The organism is Phenylobacterium sp. (assembly GCF_030646615.1).
In the GTDB taxonomy this organism is placed as follows: domain Bacteria; phylum Pseudomonadota; class Alphaproteobacteria; order Caulobacterales; family Caulobacteraceae; genus Phenylobacterium.
In genome coordinates, this window is the sequence record NZ_JAUSLG010000082.1 from 22205 (window position 1) to 36976 (window position 14772).

Here is a 14772-nt window from a genome sequence, read left to right on the forward strand (position 1 = left end):
GGCTTAGACGGGCCGGACCAGGACGATCTTCTTTTTACCCGCCGCCAGTTTTATGACGCCGTCCACCAGGTCGGCGACGCCCAGGGTGCGGTTGGCGTCGGTCTCGGCCGTGTCGTTGACCCGCAGACCGCCGCCCTGGGCCAGGCGACGGGCTTCGCCACGGGAGGCCGCCAGCCCGGCGTCAGCGGCCAGGGCGGCCAGGACGACGCCGGCCTCGAGATCGCCGCGCGGGATCTCGAAGCTCGGCAGGTCGGTGGACAGCTGGCCCTGTTCGAAGGCGGCGACTGCAGCCGCCTCAGCCGCCTGGGCGGCCTCTTCGCCGTGAAGCAGGGTGGTGGCCGCATTGGCCAACACCTTCTTGGCCTCGTTGATCTGGGCGCCTTCGAGGCTTTCCAGCCGGGCGATCTCGTCCAGGGGCAGGTCGGTGAACAGCCGCATGAAGCGGCCGACATCGGCGTCCTCGGTGTTCCGCCAGAACTGCCAGTAGTCGTAGGGACTGCGCATGTCGGCGTTCAGCCAGACGGCCCCGCCGACGCTCTTGCCCATCTTCTGACCCGACGCGGTGGAGAGCAGGGGCGTGGTCAGACCAAAGGCCGGCTTCTGGTCGACCCGGCGGATCAACTCCACTCCGTTGACGATATTGCCCCACTGGTCCGACCCGCCCATCTGCAGCAGGCAGCCATGGCGCCGCTCGAGCTCCAGGAAGTCCACCGACTGCATCAGCATGTAGTTGAACTCAAGGAAGGTCATCGGCTGTTCGCGGTCCAGCCGGTTCTTGACGCTGTCGAAGCTCAGCATGCGGTTGATGGTGAAATGGACGCCGTAGTCGCGCAGGAACTGGACGTAGCCGAAGCGGTCGAGCCACTCGGCGTTGTTCACCATCACAGCGTCCGTCGGCCCATCGCCGAACGTCAGGAACCGCCGGAACACGGCCTGGATGCTGTCGATATTGGCCTGGATTTGCTCATCGGTGAGCAGGGGGCGCTGGCTGTCCTTGTCGGTGGGATCGCCGACCTTGGTCGTGCCGCCCCCCATGAGCACCACAGGCTTATGGCCAGCCTGCTGCAGACGGCGCAGCATCATGATCTGGATCATGTGGCCCACATGCAGGCTGGACGCCGTGGCGTCGAAACCGATGTAGGCGACGATCGGTCCCGCCAGGCAGGCGGCGTCCAGCTCCGCCGGATGGGTGATCTGGTGGATGTAGCCGCGCGTCTGCATCAGACGCAGGAATTCGGATTTGAACGCAGGTTCGCTGGTCATGGGGCCGGGCTTCGAGTGGGAAGGCCCGGGCTCTAGCACGCTGGGATCGGATAGTTCGAGAGTCATCTGAGCAGTCTCCGGTGGCGCAGGGCCGGAAACGCTGGGTTCGAGGAGTTCGAAGGGCGCGCCGACCTGGTTGGTGGGCGCAGGGGATCGAGCCGCGCCGCCTTAGGGGGCGCGGTAATAGAGGCCGGTGTTGGCGCGGGCGTCGATCATGGCGGCTAGCTAGCGGCTTCAAGCCATGGCAGTCAATGGGCATGCGTGTACTGGGATTCATGACCGGAACCTCCCTGGACGCCGTCGATATGGCGGTGCTGGAGACCGACGGAGAGACGATCGACGCCTTTGGGCCAGCCGGGGAGCGCAAGCTTTCCGACGCCGTGCGCAAGGTGGTGCTGGCCGCAACCGAAGCCGCCCGGGACTGGCCGCGGGGCACGCCGGAACCGGAGGTGTTTGCGCAGGCCTCGGCCGCCATCGCCAAGGAGCATTTCGAGGCCGCCGAAGCCTTCCTCGCCGACCATGACCTGACCTGGGCCGACATCGACCTGATCGGCATGCATGGCCAGACCGTGCTGCACGAGCGCCCCAAGGACGGCCAGATCGGCCGCACGGTGCAGCTGGGCGATGCGGCCTGGCTGGCCGAGGAGACCGGTGTCCCCGTGGCCTTCGATTTCCGCAGCGCCGATGTGGCGGCCGGCGGCGAGGGGGCGCCGCTGGCGCCGGTCTACCATCTGGCGCGGGCCAGGGCCTCGGAGATGAGCCCGCCCATCGCGGTGCTGAACATCGGCGGGGTGGCCAATGTCACCCTCTGGTCGGGGGTGGGCGAGCTGACCGCCTTCGACACCGGCCCCGGCAACGGCATGATCGACCTGCTGGTCCAGGCCCGCGGCGCCGGCCGCTATGATGACAAGGGCAACTATGCCAGCGTCGGCCTGGTGGACGAGGGGCTGCTGCGGGCTCTGCTGGCTCATCCCTATTTCGACGCCCCGCCACCCAAGTCCCTGGATCGCTACGACTTCTCCCTCGACCCCCTGGAAGACCTCAAGCTGGAGGACGCGGCCGCCACCCTGGTCGCCTTCACCGCCGAAGCGGTCCGCATGGGGTTCGAGAAGCTGGCGACCGCCCCGACCATGGTGGTCGTCTGTGGCGGCGGGCGGCACAATCCCGAAATCATGAAGGCCCTGCGCGAGCGGCTGAAATCGCAGGTGGTCACCGCCGAAGAGGTCGACTGGCGCGGCGATTCCATCGAGGCCGAGGCCTTCGCCTATCTGGCGGCCCGAACGGCTCGGGAGCTGCCCATCTCGTTCCCGGCCACCACGGGGGCGCCTGAGCCCATGAAGGGCGGTCGCATCGTCACGCCAACCGGCAAAGTCAAAGAGGAGGGCTGACCATGACGCGCAGCATCACCAAGGTCGCCCTTGCGGGCGTGGCGTTTGGAGTCCTGGCCTGGGCCGCGCCGGCGCTTGGCCAGGAGAGTCCGCACAAGTCTGTGGTGTTCGCCGCCGCCGGAGCCCTGCAGCCCAAGGTCGTGGCCTGGCGCCGGGATATCCATCAGCATCCGGAACTGGGCAACCGCGAGGTCCGCACCTCGGGCCTGGTGGCCGATCACCTCCGCGCCCTGGGCTATGAGGTCCGCACCGGCGTAGCTCATACGGGCGTGGTGGCGACCCTGAAGGGCGGCAAGCCGGGCGGCGTCGTCGCCCTGCGCGCCGACATGGACGCCCTGCCGGTGGAGGAGAAGACCGGCTTGGCCTTCGCCTCGAAGGTGATCGGCGAATACAACGGCCAGCCGACGCCGGTCATGCACGCCTGCGGCCACGACGCCCATGTGGCGATCCTGATGGGGGCGGCGGAGGTTCTGGCCGGCATGCGCGAGGAGATCGCTGGCACGGTGGTGCTGATCTTCCAGCCGGCCGAGGAGGGCGCGCCCCCTGGGGAAGAGGGCGGCGCCGCCATGATGATCGCGCAGGGCGCCCTGGAGAATCCGAAGCCCGGCGCCATCTTTGGCCTGCATGTGAGCCCCGGCGATGTGGGGGCCATCGTCTATCGCAGCGGGCCGATGATGGCTGCGGCCGACTCCTATGAGATCCGCATCACGGGCAAGCAGACCCATGGCGCCCGGCCCTGGGACGGCGTCGACCTGGCGTCCCTCAGCGCCGAGATCGTCCAGGCCTTCAACCAGATCGCCTCACGGCAGCTCGACGTGGCCCGCTCGCCCACCGTCATCACCGTGGCGGTGATCCAGAGCGGCGTGCGCCACAACATCATCCCCGAAGACATGATGATGGCCGGCACCCTGCGGACCTTCGATCCCGACATGCGCCAGGCGACCATCGAAAAGATGCAGACGGCGGTCGACAGCATCGTGGCGCGCTATGGCGCGAAGGGAGAGCTGACCCTGGGCGGCTCAACGCCGGTGGTGAGCAACGATCCGGACCTCGCCCGCGCCATGGCGCCGACGCTTGCGACTGCCGCAGTCGGCCAGCCGGAGACCGAGACCAGCCTGATCACCGGGGCCGAGGACTTTGCGGAGTTCCAGGCGGTGGTCCCGGGGCTCTTCTACCGGCTGGGCGTGGGCTATCCGGCGGGCACGAACCATTCGCCCTTCTTCACCATCGACGAGGCGGCGCTGGAGGTGGGCGTGCGAGCGCAGGTGCTGACGGCGCTGGACTATCTGGACCGGGTGGCGACCAGCCCGGCCGACTGAGGCGATCGCCCCAGCCGATCGGGGGCTTCATGCCTCCGCCGAGGCCGCCATGCGCTTGTCGAGATAGGCCCCGACGCGAGTCTCGACCTCGACAAGCTGCTCGGTCCAGAAATGGTTGGCCTGGTCGACCAGGTCGTAGTCGATCACGATGCCCTTCTGGGTGCGTAGCTTGGAGACGACGCGCTCCACCTCGACCGGCGGCGTCACCGTGTCGGCCGAGCCCTGCAGGATCAGGCCCGAGGCCGGGCAGGGCGCCAGGAAGCTGAAGTCGTACATGTTCGTCGGAGGCGAGACCGAGATGAAGCCGTCCGTCTCAGGCCGGCGCATCAGGAGCTGCATGCCGACCCAGGCGCCGAAGTCGTAGCCGGCGACCCAGCATTGCGAGGCGGCCGGGTTGGTCGACTGCAGCCAGTCGAGCGCCGTGGCCGCATCGGCCAGTTCGCCGATGCCGGAATCGAACTCGCCCTGGCTGCGGCCGACGCCGCGGAAGTTGAAGCGCAGGACGGAAAAGCCCCGCTTCATGAACAGGTGATAGAGCTGGACGGCCACCGGATTGTTCATCTGGCCGCCGGCCTTGGGATGGGGGTGGAGGATCAGCGCGACAGGCGCGTTCTCCGTCTTTCCCTGGGCGTAGCGCCCTTCAATCCGTCCAGCCGCGCCGGTCAGAACAACCTCTGGCATGCGATCCTCTCGTGCCGCCGAATACTTGACTAAGGAGCTTGGTCTTCCTAGATCGCATCCATGCGTTCAATCGGAAAAACCGCCGCTGCGAAGCCGGGGCTTGTAACACAGGCTCAATCCGATGCGCGGGAAAACTGCAGGACGGATCGGACCCCATGCGCTTGAGCACCAAAGGGCGTTACGCCGTGATGGCCATGGCCGATCTGGCCCGTCGCGAGGGTGACAAGGCCGTGGCCCTGGCCGAAATCGCCCAGCGCCAGGAAATCTCGCTTTCCTATCTGGAACAGCTTTTCGCCCGTCTGCGCCGCGAGGGCCTGGTGGTCAGCGCCCGCGGTCCCGGCGGCGGCTACCGGCTGGCGCGCACGGCCAGCGAGACGAATATCGCCCAGATCGTGCTGGCCGTGGACGAGCCCCTGCGCGCCACCCGCTGCGGCCAGGACGCGCGCAAGGGCTGCATGCTGAGCGGCGAAAAGTGCCTGACCCATGATCTCTGGGAAGAGATGGGGCGGCAGATCCACACCTATCTGGAATCGGTATCCCTGGCCGATGTGGTCCAGGGGCGCCTGGCCGACGGCGGGACGGTGGCCGCATGAGCGCCGTCTATCTCGACCATAACGCCACCGCGCCGATCCGGCCCGAGGCCCTGGCGGCCGCCAGCCAAGCGATGATCGCCGGGGGCAATCCCTCTTCGGTCCACGCCGCCGGGCGAGCCTCCCGGGCGCGGATGGAGCAGGCTCGCACCCAGGTGGCCGAGCTGATCGCCGCCCCGGCCTCGACCGTCATCTTCACGTCCGGCGGCACCGAGGCCAACGCCCTGGCGATCGAAAGCGCCGTGGCCACCGGCTCACGGCGGCTGATTCTCAGCGCCATCGAGCATGACGCGGTCCTGGAGACCGCCCGGGCTTCGGACGCGCAGGTCGAACTCATGCCGGTGGACGCCTTGGGGCAGGCCGATCTTGCCTGGCTGGCCGCCCGCCTGGACACGTGGGACGCCGCCGAGGGCCGGCCCTTCGTCGCCCTGATGCTGGCCAATAACGAAACCGGCGTCATCCAGCCGGTGGCCGAAGCTGCGGTTCTGGTTCGCCAGGCCGAGGGCTGGCTGCATGTGGACGCCGTCCAGGCCGCTGGCCGCATCCCGGTCGACAGCCGGGCCCTGGGCGCCGACACCCTGGCCATTTCCAGCCACAAGATCGGCGGCCCCCCGGGCGCCGGCGCGCTCACCTTCGGACCCCGCGCCACGCTCGTGCGTCGCCTTCACGGCGGCGGGCAGGAGCGCGGGCGTCGAGCGGGCACCGAGAATGTGCCGGCCATCGCGGGATTTGGCGCCGCCGCCGCCCAGGCCTTGGGCGAGCTGAACGCCGCCGCCGAACAGGCGGTCTGGCGCGACGCCGCCGAGCAGGCCCTGGTGGCGGCCGGCGCCCTCGTCATGGGCCAGGGCGCTACCCGCCTGCCCAACACCCTGTGCTTCGCCGGTCCCGGCTTTCCGGCCGAGCTGCAGGTCATGACGCTCGACCTCGCCGGGGTGATGGTCAGCGCCGGATCGGCCTGCTCCTCGGGCAAGGTCAAGGCGAGCCGGGTGCTGGAGGCCATGGGCCAGACCGAGTTGGCCGGCGCGGCGATCCGCGTCAGCGGCGGCTGGTCCAGCGGCGCCGAAGACTGGAAACAGATGGTCGAAGCCTGGATCACGGCCTACGACCGCCACGCCGCGCGCCGTCGCGCGCCTGCGGCCTGAAGGAAACTGCGATGCCTGCTGTCAAACAGACCGTCGAACATGTGGAAGCCCTGGAGCGATACCAGCACGGCTTCATCACCTCCATTGACCAGGAGTTCGCGCCCAAGGGCCTGAGCGCCGACATCGTGCGGTTCATCTCCGCCAAGAAGGAGGAGCCGGAATGGATGCTCGCCTGGCGGCTGGAGGCCTATGAGCGCTGGCTGGCCATGGAAGAGCCCGACTGGGCCAAGGTCACCTTCCCCAGGATCGACTACCAGGACTCCTATTACTACGCCGCGCCGAAGACCAAGGAAGGGCCCAAGAGCCTGGACGAGGTCGATCCCGAGCTGCTGGCCACCTACGCCAAGCTGGGCATCCCCCTGCGCGAGCAGGAGGTCCTGGCCGGCGTGCAGGGCGCCCCGCGCTATGCGGTGGATGCGGTGTTCGACAGCGTCTCGGTGGTGACCACCTTCAAGAAGGAGCTGGCCGAGGTCGGGGTGATCTTCTGCTCGTTCAGCGAGGCGGTGCGCGAGCATCCCGAGCTGGTGAAGAAATATCTGGGCTCGGTGGTGCCGGCCTCGGACAACTATTTCGCCTGCCTGAACAGCGCGGTCTTCTCCGACGGCAGCTTCGTCTATGTCCCGCCGGGCGTTCGCTGCCCCATGGAGCTGTCGACCTATTTCCGCATCAATGCGGCCGAGAGCGGGCAGTTCGAGCGGACCCTGATCATCGCCGACAAGGGCGCCTACGTCTCCTATCTGGAGGGCTGCACCGCGCCGATGCGCGACGAGAACCAGCTGCACGCCGCCGTCGTCGAGCTGGTGGCGCTGGAGGATGCGGAGATCAAATATTCCACCGTCCAGAACTGGTATCCGGGCGATCCGGAGACCGGCAAGGGCGGCATCTACAACTTCGTCACCAAGCGGGCCGACTGCCGCGGCGACCGCTCCAAGGTCGCCTGGACCCAGGTGGAGACCGGCTCGGCCATCACCTGGAAATATCCCTCCTGCGTCCTGCGGGGCAACGACAGCGTGGGTGAGTTCTATTCCATCGCCATCACCAATGGCCGCCAGCAAGCCGACACCGGCACCAAGATGATCCATCTGGGGGAGGGGACCCGCTCGCGGATCATCTCCAAGGGCATCTCGGCCGGCCGGTCCTCCAACACCTATCGCGGCCTGGTGTCGGCCCATCCCAAGGCCAAGGGCGCGCGCAATTTCACCCAATGCGACAGCCTGCTGATCGGCAAGGAGAGCGCGGCCCACACCGTGCCCTATATCGAAGCCCGCAACGGCCAGTCGGTCTTCGAGCACGAGGCCACCACCACGCGCCTGTCCGACGACCAGCTCTTCTATGTGATGCAGCGGGGCCTCTCCCAGGAGGAGGCGGTCCAGCTACTGGTCAACGGCTTCGTCAAGGACGTGCTGCAGACCCTGCCCATGGAATTCGCGGTGGAGGCCCAGAAGCTGGTCGCCATCTCTCTGGAAGGGTCCGTCGGATGACCCAGGAACCAAGCCGGACCTTATCGATGACCCTCAAAGCCGCCTTCGAAGCCGAACTCCACCGCCGGGAGACCGAGCGCCGCGCCCGCGAAGAGGCCGAGATGCAGCGCCAGGCCGAGGACCTCGGCCGGGCCGAGGCGCTGGAGGCCGCCCTGGCTCACGACGCCGGCTTCCTGGCCGAGCGCGGGCTCGTGCTGGAGCGCCGCCGCTATACGGTGACGCTGGACCATACGGACTATCGCGTGGCCGCCTATTTCGAGGATGGCCGGGTCAGCGTCACCGCCGCGGACAAGCGCAACGCCACCACCTCGGCGGCCCCGCGCAAGCAGCAGTTCGCCGAGAGCGTCGAGGACGCCCTGCTGATCATGGCCCAATTCCTGGCTGACGAGGTTCGCTGATGCTGTCGATCAACAATCTGCACGCCCGCGTCGCCGAGGCCGAGATCCTGAAGGGCCTGACCCTCGACCTGCCGGCCGGCGAGGTTCACGCCATCATGGGCCCAAACGGCGCCGGCAAGTCGACCCTGTCCTACGTCCTGACCGGCCGTCAGGGCTATGAGGTGACGGAGGGAACGGCGACCCTGGATGGCGAGGACCTGCTGGCCCTGGAGCCCCACGAGCGGGCGGCCCGCGGCCTGTTCCTCTCGTTCCAGTATCCGCTGGAAATCCCGGGCGTTCCGGCCATGACGTTCATCCGCACGGCGATAAACGCCCAGCGCAAGGCCCGCGGCGAGCCGGAGGTGAGCGCGCCGGAGTTCCTGAAGCGCGCCCGCGAGGTGGCCGGTCAGCTGAAGATCGACTTCGACATGCTCAAGCGGCCGCTGAATGTCGGCTTCTCGGGCGGTGAGAAGAAGCGGATGGAGATCTTTCAGATGGCGATGCTTTCGCCCCGCCTGCTGATCCTGGATGAAACCGATTCCGGCCTGGACATCGACGCCCTGAAGATCGTCGCCGACGGGGTCAACGCTCTGCGCAGTCCCGACCGCGCCATGTTGGTGATCACCCACTATCAGCGGCTGCTGGACTATATCCGCCCCGACAAGGTCCACGTCCTGGCTGCGGGGCGCATCGCCGCCTCCGGTGGGCCGGAGCTGGCTCACGAGTTGGAGCGCGAAGGCTATGACAAGTATGCGAGGGCCGCTTGACCCTCGCCGCCGCCCTCCGCGACCGCGATGTCGCCCAGCTGCCCAGCCGTCGTGACGAGGACTGGCGCTGGACAGACCTGCGCGCCCTGATCCGTGAGCTGCCTGCGCCGTCGCCGGCGGCGGCCGCCCCTGCGCAAGCCGGTCCCTTCGGCGCCCTCGGCGATGCGGAGATCCTGGTCGTCAATGGCCGGGTGATCGGCGACGAGAGCCTGCTCCGACTGGCGCCGGGCCACACCCGCACCGTCCGGCTGCGCTTCGTCTCGGCGACGGCCGGAACCGCCCACGGGGCGAGCCTCTCCATCAGCCTCGGCGCCGGGGCGCGCCTGACCCTGCTGGAGTCCTATGAGGGCCTGGCGGCGGGCTATCTCGCCGATGCGAACCTGGCGATCACCCTGGCCGAGGACGCCGTGCTGGAGCGGATCATCCTGGCCCAGGATGACGAGGACGCGGTCAGCGTCAGCACCGCCACGGTGGACCTGGCGCCCCGCGCGCGGCTGGCCCAGACGACGCTCACCACCGGCGCCAAGCGCCAGCGGCTGGAGACCCGCGTCACCCATCCCGGCCACGACGCGGCGGTGCGGATGGACGGCGCCTACCGGGTGCGCGGCCGTGGCCATGCCGACCTGACCAGCGCGGTGAACCATGCCGGCACGGACGGGACCACCGAGCAGCTCATCAAGGGCGTGGTCGATGACCAGGCGCGCGCGGTCTTCCAGGGGCGGATCACCGTCAGCCCCGGCGCCGACCGCACCGATGCGCGCATGGGTCACCATGCCCTCGTGCTGTCGGACCGGGCCGAGGTGGACGCCAAGCCGGAACTGCTGATCTTCGCCGACGACGTGGCCTGCGCCCACGGCAATACGGTGGGCGCCCTGGATGAGGACGCCCTGTTCTACGCCCGCCAGCGGGGCATGCCCGAGGATGTGGCCCGGGCCATGCTGACCGAGGCCTTCATCGGCGAGGTCATCGACCGGATCGAGCATGAGGCCGTGCGCGAGCGCCTGCGGTCCTGGGCGCAAGACGGGCGGATCGCCTGATGGCCTTCGATGTCGAAGCCGCACGGGCGCAGTTCCCCATCCTGCAGCGGCGGGTGAACGGCAAGCCCCTGGTCTATCTGGACTCTGCGGCCTCAGCCCAGAAGCCGCGGGCGGTGATCTCGGCCATGACCGGGGCGATGGAACATTCCTACGCCAACGTCCATCGGGGCCTGCACACCCTGGCCAATGAGACGACCGAGGCCTATGAGGCCGCCCGCCGGTCCGTGGCGGCCTTCATCAACGCCGACGAGGGCGAGGTCGTCTTCACCAAGGGCGGCACTGAGGCGATCAATCTGGTGGCTGCGGGCCTGGCCAGGACGCTCTCGGCCGGGGACGAGATCCTGCTCACCCAGATGGAGCATCACGCCAATATCGTCCCCTGGCACTTCCTGCGGGAGCGCCTGGGCGTGGTGCTGCGCTTCGTCCCGGTGACGGATACGGGCGAGCTGGACCTGGACGCCTTCCGGCAGATGCTGGGGCCGCGCACCAGGATCGTCGCCTTCAGCCACATGTCCAACGTGCTGGGCACGGTCAATCCCGCCACCGACCTCACCCGCATGGCCCATGAGGCCGGGGCGCTGGTGCTGGTGGATGGTTGCCAGTCCATCGTGCACCAGCCGGTGGATGTGAAGGCGATTGACGCCGACTTCTACGTTTTCTCCGGCCACAAGCTCTATGGGCCCACCGGCATCGGCATCCTCTATGGCAAGGCCGAGCGACTCGCCGCCCTGCCGCCCTATCAGGGGGGCGGGGAGATGATCGGCCAGGTGACCGAAGAGGCGATCACCTATGCCGATCCGCCCCATAGGTTCGAGGCCGGCACGCCGCCGATCATCGAGGCCATCGGCCTGGGCGCGGCGATCGAGTGGCTGAACGGCCTGGACCGCCCGGCCATCGCCGCCCATGAGGCCCGCCTCTATGACCGCATGATGGAAGGCCTGGCCGGCGCAAACTGGCTCCGGGTGATCGGCGAGGCGCCGGGCAAGGGCGCCATCCTGTCCTTCATGATGGAAGGCGCCCACGCCCACGACGTGGCCCAGATTCTCGACCGCTATGGCGTCGCTGTCCGCGCCGGGACCCACTGCGCCGAGCCGCTGATGCGTCGCTTCGGCGTGACCTCCAGCGCCCGGGCCTCGATTGCGCTCTACAATACCGAGGCCGACATCGACGCCTTCGTCCAATCCCTTTCCAAGACCCAAGCCTTTTTTGCGTGAACGCCATGGATGACGCCCCCATCAACACCGAGGACGCAGCGCCGCTGTCAAAGGCGGAGCTCGACGCCCTGACCGACCAGCTGATCGACAAGCTGAAGTCGGTCTACGACCCGGAAATCCCGGTCGACATCTACGAGCTCGGCCTCATCTACAAGGTCGATGTCTCCGACCAGAAGGATGTGGCCATCGACATGACGCTGACCGCGCCAGGATGCCCGGTGGCCGGCGAAATGCCGGGCTGGGTGCAGGACGCGGTGATGGAGATTCCAGGGCTCAAGTCCTGCAAGGTCGACCTGGTCTTCGACCCGCCGTGGGATCCATCTCGGATGTCCGACGAGGCGAAGCTTCAATTGAACATGTTCTGACCCCATATCCTGATCATGGAAAACCTCAGCATCACGCCAGCCCCCCGCGCGCGCCGCCCCCGGCCCCAGGTGGTCTCCCTGACGGAGACGGCTGCGGCCCGGGTGCAGGAGATCATGGCGCGGGCGGAAAAGCCCTATGCCGGACTGCGGGTGGGGGTGAAGAACGGCGGCTGCGCCGGGCAGGAATACGTCCTGGAATATGCCGAGACCGCCGATCCGATGGATGAGGTCGTCCACGACAAGGGCGTGACCATCCTGATCGAGCCCAAGGCCGTGCTGTTCCTGATCGGGACGGTGATCGACTACGAGACCACCAAGCTGTCGTCCAAGTTCGTGTTTCGCAATCCCAACGAAACCGACGCCTGCGGCTGTGGTGAGAGCGTCACCATCGTGCCGCAGGACGCCGAACTGGACTCTTAGCCTTAGCGGCCCTGGAACTTGGCGGGCCGCTTTTCCAGAAAGGCGATGACGCCCTCGCGGGAATCCTCGGTGCGGCCAGCGTCCCGCTGCACGACCCGCTCGGCATGCAGCTGTTCGGCCCATTCGGCGTCGAGCCCGTCCCAGACCAGTTTGCGGATATAGCCCAGGGCCTTGGGGCCGTCGGCCAGGGCGCGGGCCAGCTCCATGGCCGTGGACATCAGCTCGGCGTCGGGGACGCAGCGGTTGATCAGGCCCCACTCCAGGGCCGTGCGCGCCGGCAGCTTCTCGCCCAGCAGGGTCAGCTCCATGGCCCGGGCCTTGCCCACCATGCGGCTGAGCAGATAGGTCGCCCCGCCATCGGGGACCAGGCCGATCCGGCGGAAGGCCTGCAGGAAGTAGCCGCTCTCGCCGGCCACAATCAGGTCGCCCATCAGGGCGAGCGAGCAGCCGATGCCGGCGGCGGCCCCATTCACCGCCGTGACGATGGGGATCGGATAGTTCCGCAGGCCGGTGACGAAGGGATTGTAGATTCGCTCCAGGGCCGAGCCGGAATCTGGCGGCTCCTTGCTGGCGGCGGCCGGCGCCGGGTCGGCGCGGCCCGACAGGTTGGCGCCTGAACAGAAGCCGCGGCCCTCGCCGGTGATGACCACGCAGCGCACGCCGGACTCCGGCTTGGCGAACCCGTCCATGGCGTCCTGGAGTTCGGCCATCAGGTCGAGCCCCGCGGCGTTCAGGGTGCCCGGATCGGACAAGGTGACGACGGCCACGCCCTCGGCGACCGAGGTCTTGATCTTCTGATAGGTCATGGCGTCCTCCCTACTGTGTCGCGTTGGGCGCGATCCTGGAGGAACCTACGCGGCGTCAGCCAAGGAGGGAATGGCCGGCGCCGGTTCAGGCCGCATTGGGAATGGTGTCGGCCATGCTCACCAGGTTGCGGCCGCCGTGCTTGGAGGCGTAGAGGGCGCCGTCGGCCCGCTCCATGACATTGTGTCCGCTCTCGCCGACGCGCCGCTCGGCGAAGCCCGCCGAGACGGTGATCTTGCCGAGGTCCTCATTGGTCGAACGCCGCTTCAGCACCCGCGAGGCGATCTCCAGGCGGATTTCTTCCAGGGTCGTGAAGGCCGCCTGGTGATCCTCGCCGGGGAAGATGATCGCGAATTCCTCGCCGCCATAGCGGGCCGCCAGGCGCGGGGTGGCGCCCAGCCGGCCGATGACACTGGCCACATAGCGGATCACCTGGTCGCCCGTCTGGTGGCCCCAGGTGTCGTTGAAGCCTTTGAAATGGTCGATATCGATCAGGGCCAGGGTCAGGCTGTTCCCGGTGGCGTCGGCCTCATGGCAGGCGCGCTCGAGCTCGTCGTCGAACGCCTTGCGGTTGGCGAGGTTGGTGAGGCCATCGGTGGTGGCGTCGCGGCGCACCTGTTCCAGGTGTTCGCGCAGGCGGGCGACCTCGCTGGAGGATTCGCTGAGGCGCCGTTCCAGGGACTTGTTCTCGGCCTGCACCCGCTGGGTGGCGCCGGCCAGGGTCTTCACCGTGGCCTCCAGGCTGGCGATGCCCTTTTCAGCGGTAAGCGACTGCGAGGCGCTGGCCAGGGTCAGGCCGTAGGCTTCGCTCGATTGCTTGGCCGAATTGATGGCCGCGGAGACCGAGGCCAGTTCGCGGCTCAACTGGTCGCCGGTGTCGCGGATCTGATCATTGAGCTTCGCCTTGGGGAGATAAAGGGCTGCGAGCCCTTCGCTGACGGAGTCGGTGAAGGCGTCGCCGCTCTGCAAGAGCCGGGTGATTTCCTGGCCCAGCGCGCTGTCGGGGTCGGCCAGATAGTTGACCCAAAGCTCGAAATTGACCGCGGTGGGCCAGATCCCGTGGCGCTCCATCTGTTCGATGGCCCGACGCGCCAGGCCGAAGCCTTCCGGCCCCCGGAGCTTGGTCTCGACGTCTTGAGACATCCTTCGTCTTCCCCGCCCTCCGCTGTCGCCTTTCGGGACCGCAGATATTCCCCGTATTCGTAGAACGGAGGTTAGGGGGCAGAGCCGAACGAGCCGTTAAAGCCGAGCTTGGCCTGCGTAATTTCAGTCTTCGCGGGTCGGCGTAGGCCGGAGCAGGAAGGCGGGCGTATCGGAGCCAAAGCCCCGGACGCCATTGCGATTGTCATCAGCCTCGTCGCGGGCTTTCACGCCGCGGATCGGGCGTTCGGCGCGACCCGACCTGGCGGCAGGCGTCGGCTCGGCCGGGGTCTGGACCTTGCGGGCGGGGCGCTCGCGACGGGCGGTTTCCCGGGGCTTGGCTTCCGGTTCGACCGGCGAAGTCTCGGCCGGCGAAGCCTGGGCCGGCGAAGGGGCCGGGGCCTCGGTCGCACGGCTGCGGCGGGGCTTTTCCTGAACCTCTTCCGAAACGGTGGGCGCCGGCGCTGCGGCCTCGACCACATCGGCGGGCGTGCTGGCCGGTTCAGAGCGTTCCGGACGGCGGCTGCGTCCGGGCGAACGGGATTCACCCCCACGGCCGCCTGAACTGCGGCCGCTGCTGCTGCGTCCGCTGCTGCGTCCGCCGCGCTCGTCGGTCAGGCTCGCCCAGTCGAGGTCGAGATCGACCTTCTGCGGGGTCTGGCCGATCAGCTTCAGCACCTTGTCCAGGGACTTGGAGTCCGCCGGGGTGACGATCATGTAGGTCTCGCCGGTGCGGCCGGCGCGGCCCGTACGGCCGATCCGGTGCACATAGTCGTCGGCATGG

15 protein-coding genes and 1 pseudogene are annotated in these 14772 nt (G+C 68.2%); 11 read left to right on the forward strand and 5 right to left on the reverse strand.

Annotated features, from left to right (window positions below):
* Positions 1-3: 3 nt before the first annotated feature.
* Positions 4-1263, reverse strand: a complete 1260-nt coding sequence (gene tyrS / locus Q7S93_RS14910; protein ID WP_304714723.1) for a tyrosine--tRNA ligase — start codon at positions 1261-1263, stop codon at positions 4-6.
* 257 nt (positions 1264-1520) lie between these two features.
* On the opposite strand from tyrS, the gene Q7S93_RS14915 reads away from it, so the two are divergent.
* Together Q7S93_RS14915 and Q7S93_RS14920 are read left to right on the forward strand one after the other, a co-directional pair.
* A complete protein-coding gene (locus Q7S93_RS14915) occupies positions 1521-2651 on the forward strand; it encodes an anhydro-N-acetylmuramic acid kinase (protein ID WP_304714724.1) in 1131 nt (376 codons plus the stop codon).
* 2 nt (positions 2652-2653) lie between these two features.
* Positions 2654-3970, forward strand: coding sequence for an amidohydrolase (locus Q7S93_RS14920; protein ID WP_304714725.1), 1317 nt, complete (start codon positions 2654-2656; stop codon positions 3968-3970).
* A gap of 27 nt (positions 3971-3997) precedes the next feature.
* Here the strand turns inward: Q7S93_RS14920 and Q7S93_RS14925 are convergent, their stop codons facing one another.
* The gene (locus tag Q7S93_RS14925; protein WP_304714726.1) at positions 3998-4651 is read right to left on the reverse strand and encodes an alpha/beta hydrolase; all 654 of its coding nucleotides are present in this window, start codon (positions 4649-4651) and stop codon (positions 3998-4000) included.
* 155 nt (positions 4652-4806) lie between these two features.
* Here Q7S93_RS14925 and Q7S93_RS14930 point away from each other — a divergent pair, with 155 nt between their 5' ends.
* The 9 genes from Q7S93_RS14930 to Q7S93_RS14970 are packed head-to-tail and all read left to right on the forward strand — an operon-like array spanning position 4807 to position 12044.
* Positions 4807-5244, forward strand: coding sequence for an Rrf2 family transcriptional regulator (locus tag Q7S93_RS14930; protein WP_304714727.1), 438 nt, complete (start codon positions 4807-4809; stop codon positions 5242-5244).
* Positions 5241-6383 carry a cysteine desulfurase family protein gene (locus tag Q7S93_RS14935; RefSeq protein ID WP_304714728.1) on the forward strand — a complete coding sequence of 381 codons (1143 nt, stop codon included), beginning with the start codon at positions 5241-5243 and terminating at the stop codon, positions 6381-6383. The genes Q7S93_RS14930 and Q7S93_RS14935 overlap by 4 nt, the downstream gene beginning before the upstream one ends.
* A gap of 11 nt (positions 6384-6394) precedes the next feature.
* Positions 6395-7864, forward strand: a complete 1470-nt coding sequence (gene sufB, locus Q7S93_RS14940) for a Fe-S cluster assembly protein SufB (RefSeq protein WP_304714729.1) — start codon at positions 6395-6397, stop codon at positions 7862-7864.
* Positions 7865-7890: 26 nt separating this feature from the next.
* Complete coding sequence (locus tag Q7S93_RS14945; RefSeq protein ID WP_304714730.1) at positions 7891-8262, forward strand: hypothetical protein; 372 nt, start codon at positions 7891-7893, stop codon at positions 8260-8262.
* Entirely contained in the window at positions 8262-9008 is a 747-nt protein-coding gene (gene sufC, locus Q7S93_RS14950; protein ID WP_304714731.1) for a Fe-S cluster assembly ATPase SufC, read from the forward strand. Before Q7S93_RS14945 ends, sufC begins: the two co-directional genes overlap by 1 nt.
* Complete coding sequence (gene sufD / locus Q7S93_RS14955) at positions 9005-10045, forward strand: Fe-S cluster assembly protein SufD (RefSeq protein ID WP_304714732.1); 1041 nt, start codon at positions 9005-9007, stop codon at positions 10043-10045. The genes sufC and sufD overlap by 4 nt, the downstream gene beginning before the upstream one ends.
* A complete protein-coding gene (locus Q7S93_RS14960; protein ID WP_304714734.1) occupies positions 10045-11259 on the forward strand; it encodes an aminotransferase class V-fold PLP-dependent enzyme in 1215 nt (404 codons plus the stop codon). The genes sufD and Q7S93_RS14960 overlap by 1 nt, the downstream gene beginning before the upstream one ends.
* Before the next feature lie 5 nt (positions 11260-11264).
* Positions 11265-11624: an SUF system Fe-S cluster assembly protein gene (locus Q7S93_RS14965; protein WP_304714735.1), complete on the forward strand. Its 360-nt coding sequence runs from the start codon at positions 11265-11267 to the stop codon at positions 11622-11624.
* Between the two features lie 15 nt (positions 11625-11639).
* Positions 11640-12044, forward strand: a complete 405-nt coding sequence (locus Q7S93_RS14970; RefSeq protein WP_304714736.1) for a HesB/IscA family protein — start codon at positions 11640-11642, stop codon at positions 12042-12044.
* 2 nt (positions 12045-12046) lie between these two features.
* Here Q7S93_RS14970 and Q7S93_RS14975 read toward each other — a convergent pair whose 3' ends face one another.
* From Q7S93_RS14975 to Q7S93_RS14985, 3 genes and pseudogenes are all read right to left on the reverse strand, one after another.
* Positions 12047-12850 (reverse strand): enoyl-CoA hydratase/isomerase, encoded by an 804-nt coding sequence (locus tag Q7S93_RS14975; RefSeq protein ID WP_304714738.1) that lies wholly within the window; start codon positions 12848-12850, stop codon positions 12047-12049.
* A gap of 85 nt (positions 12851-12935) precedes the next feature.
* Complete coding sequence (locus Q7S93_RS14980; RefSeq protein WP_304714740.1) at positions 12936-13991, reverse strand: GGDEF domain-containing protein; 1056 nt, start codon at positions 13989-13991, stop codon at positions 12936-12938.
* A 123-nt stretch (positions 13992-14114) separates the two neighbouring features.
* Positions 14115-14772: pseudogene (locus tag Q7S93_RS14985) on the reverse strand (DEAD/DEAH box helicase); the annotation flags it as partial.

Coding starts and splice junctions, on each gene's coding strand:
- tyrS (WP_304714723.1), bottom strand. CDS start 1,263: ATGACCAGCGAACCTGCGTTCAAATCCGAATTCCTGCGTCTGATGCAG.
- Q7S93_RS14915 (WP_304714724.1), top strand. CDS start 1,521: ATGCGTGTACTGGGATTCATGACCGGAACCTCCCTGGACGCCGTCGAT.
- Q7S93_RS14920 (WP_304714725.1), top strand. CDS start 2,654: ATGACGCGCAGCATCACCAAGGTCGCCCTTGCGGGCGTGGCGTTTGGA.
- Q7S93_RS14925 (WP_304714726.1), bottom strand. CDS start 4,651: ATGCCAGAGGTTGTTCTGACCGGCGCGGCTGGACGGATTGAAGGGCGC.
- Q7S93_RS14930 (WP_304714727.1), top strand. CDS start 4,807: ATGCGCTTGAGCACCAAAGGGCGTTACGCCGTGATGGCCATGGCCGAT.
- Q7S93_RS14935 (WP_304714728.1), top strand. CDS start 5,241: ATGAGCGCCGTCTATCTCGACCATAACGCCACCGCGCCGATCCGGCCC.
- sufB (WP_304714729.1), top strand. CDS start 6,395: ATGCCTGCTGTCAAACAGACCGTCGAACATGTGGAAGCCCTGGAGCGA.
- Q7S93_RS14945 (WP_304714730.1), top strand. CDS start 7,891: ATGACCCTCAAAGCCGCCTTCGAAGCCGAACTCCACCGCCGGGAGACC.
- sufC (WP_304714731.1), top strand. CDS start 8,262: ATGCTGTCGATCAACAATCTGCACGCCCGCGTCGCCGAGGCCGAGATC.
- Q7S93_RS14960 (WP_304714734.1), top strand. CDS start 10,045: ATGGCCTTCGATGTCGAAGCCGCACGGGCGCAGTTCCCCATCCTGCAG.
- Q7S93_RS14965 (WP_304714735.1), top strand. CDS start 11,265: ATGGATGACGCCCCCATCAACACCGAGGACGCAGCGCCGCTGTCAAAG.
- Q7S93_RS14970 (WP_304714736.1), top strand. CDS start 11,640: ATGGAAAACCTCAGCATCACGCCAGCCCCCCGCGCGCGCCGCCCCCGG.
- Q7S93_RS14975 (WP_304714738.1), bottom strand. CDS start 12,850: ATGACCTATCAGAAGATCAAGACCTCGGTCGCCGAGGGCGTGGCCGTC.
- Q7S93_RS14980 (WP_304714740.1), bottom strand. CDS start 13,991: ATGTCTCAAGACGTCGAGACCAAGCTCCGGGGGCCGGAAGGCTTCGGC.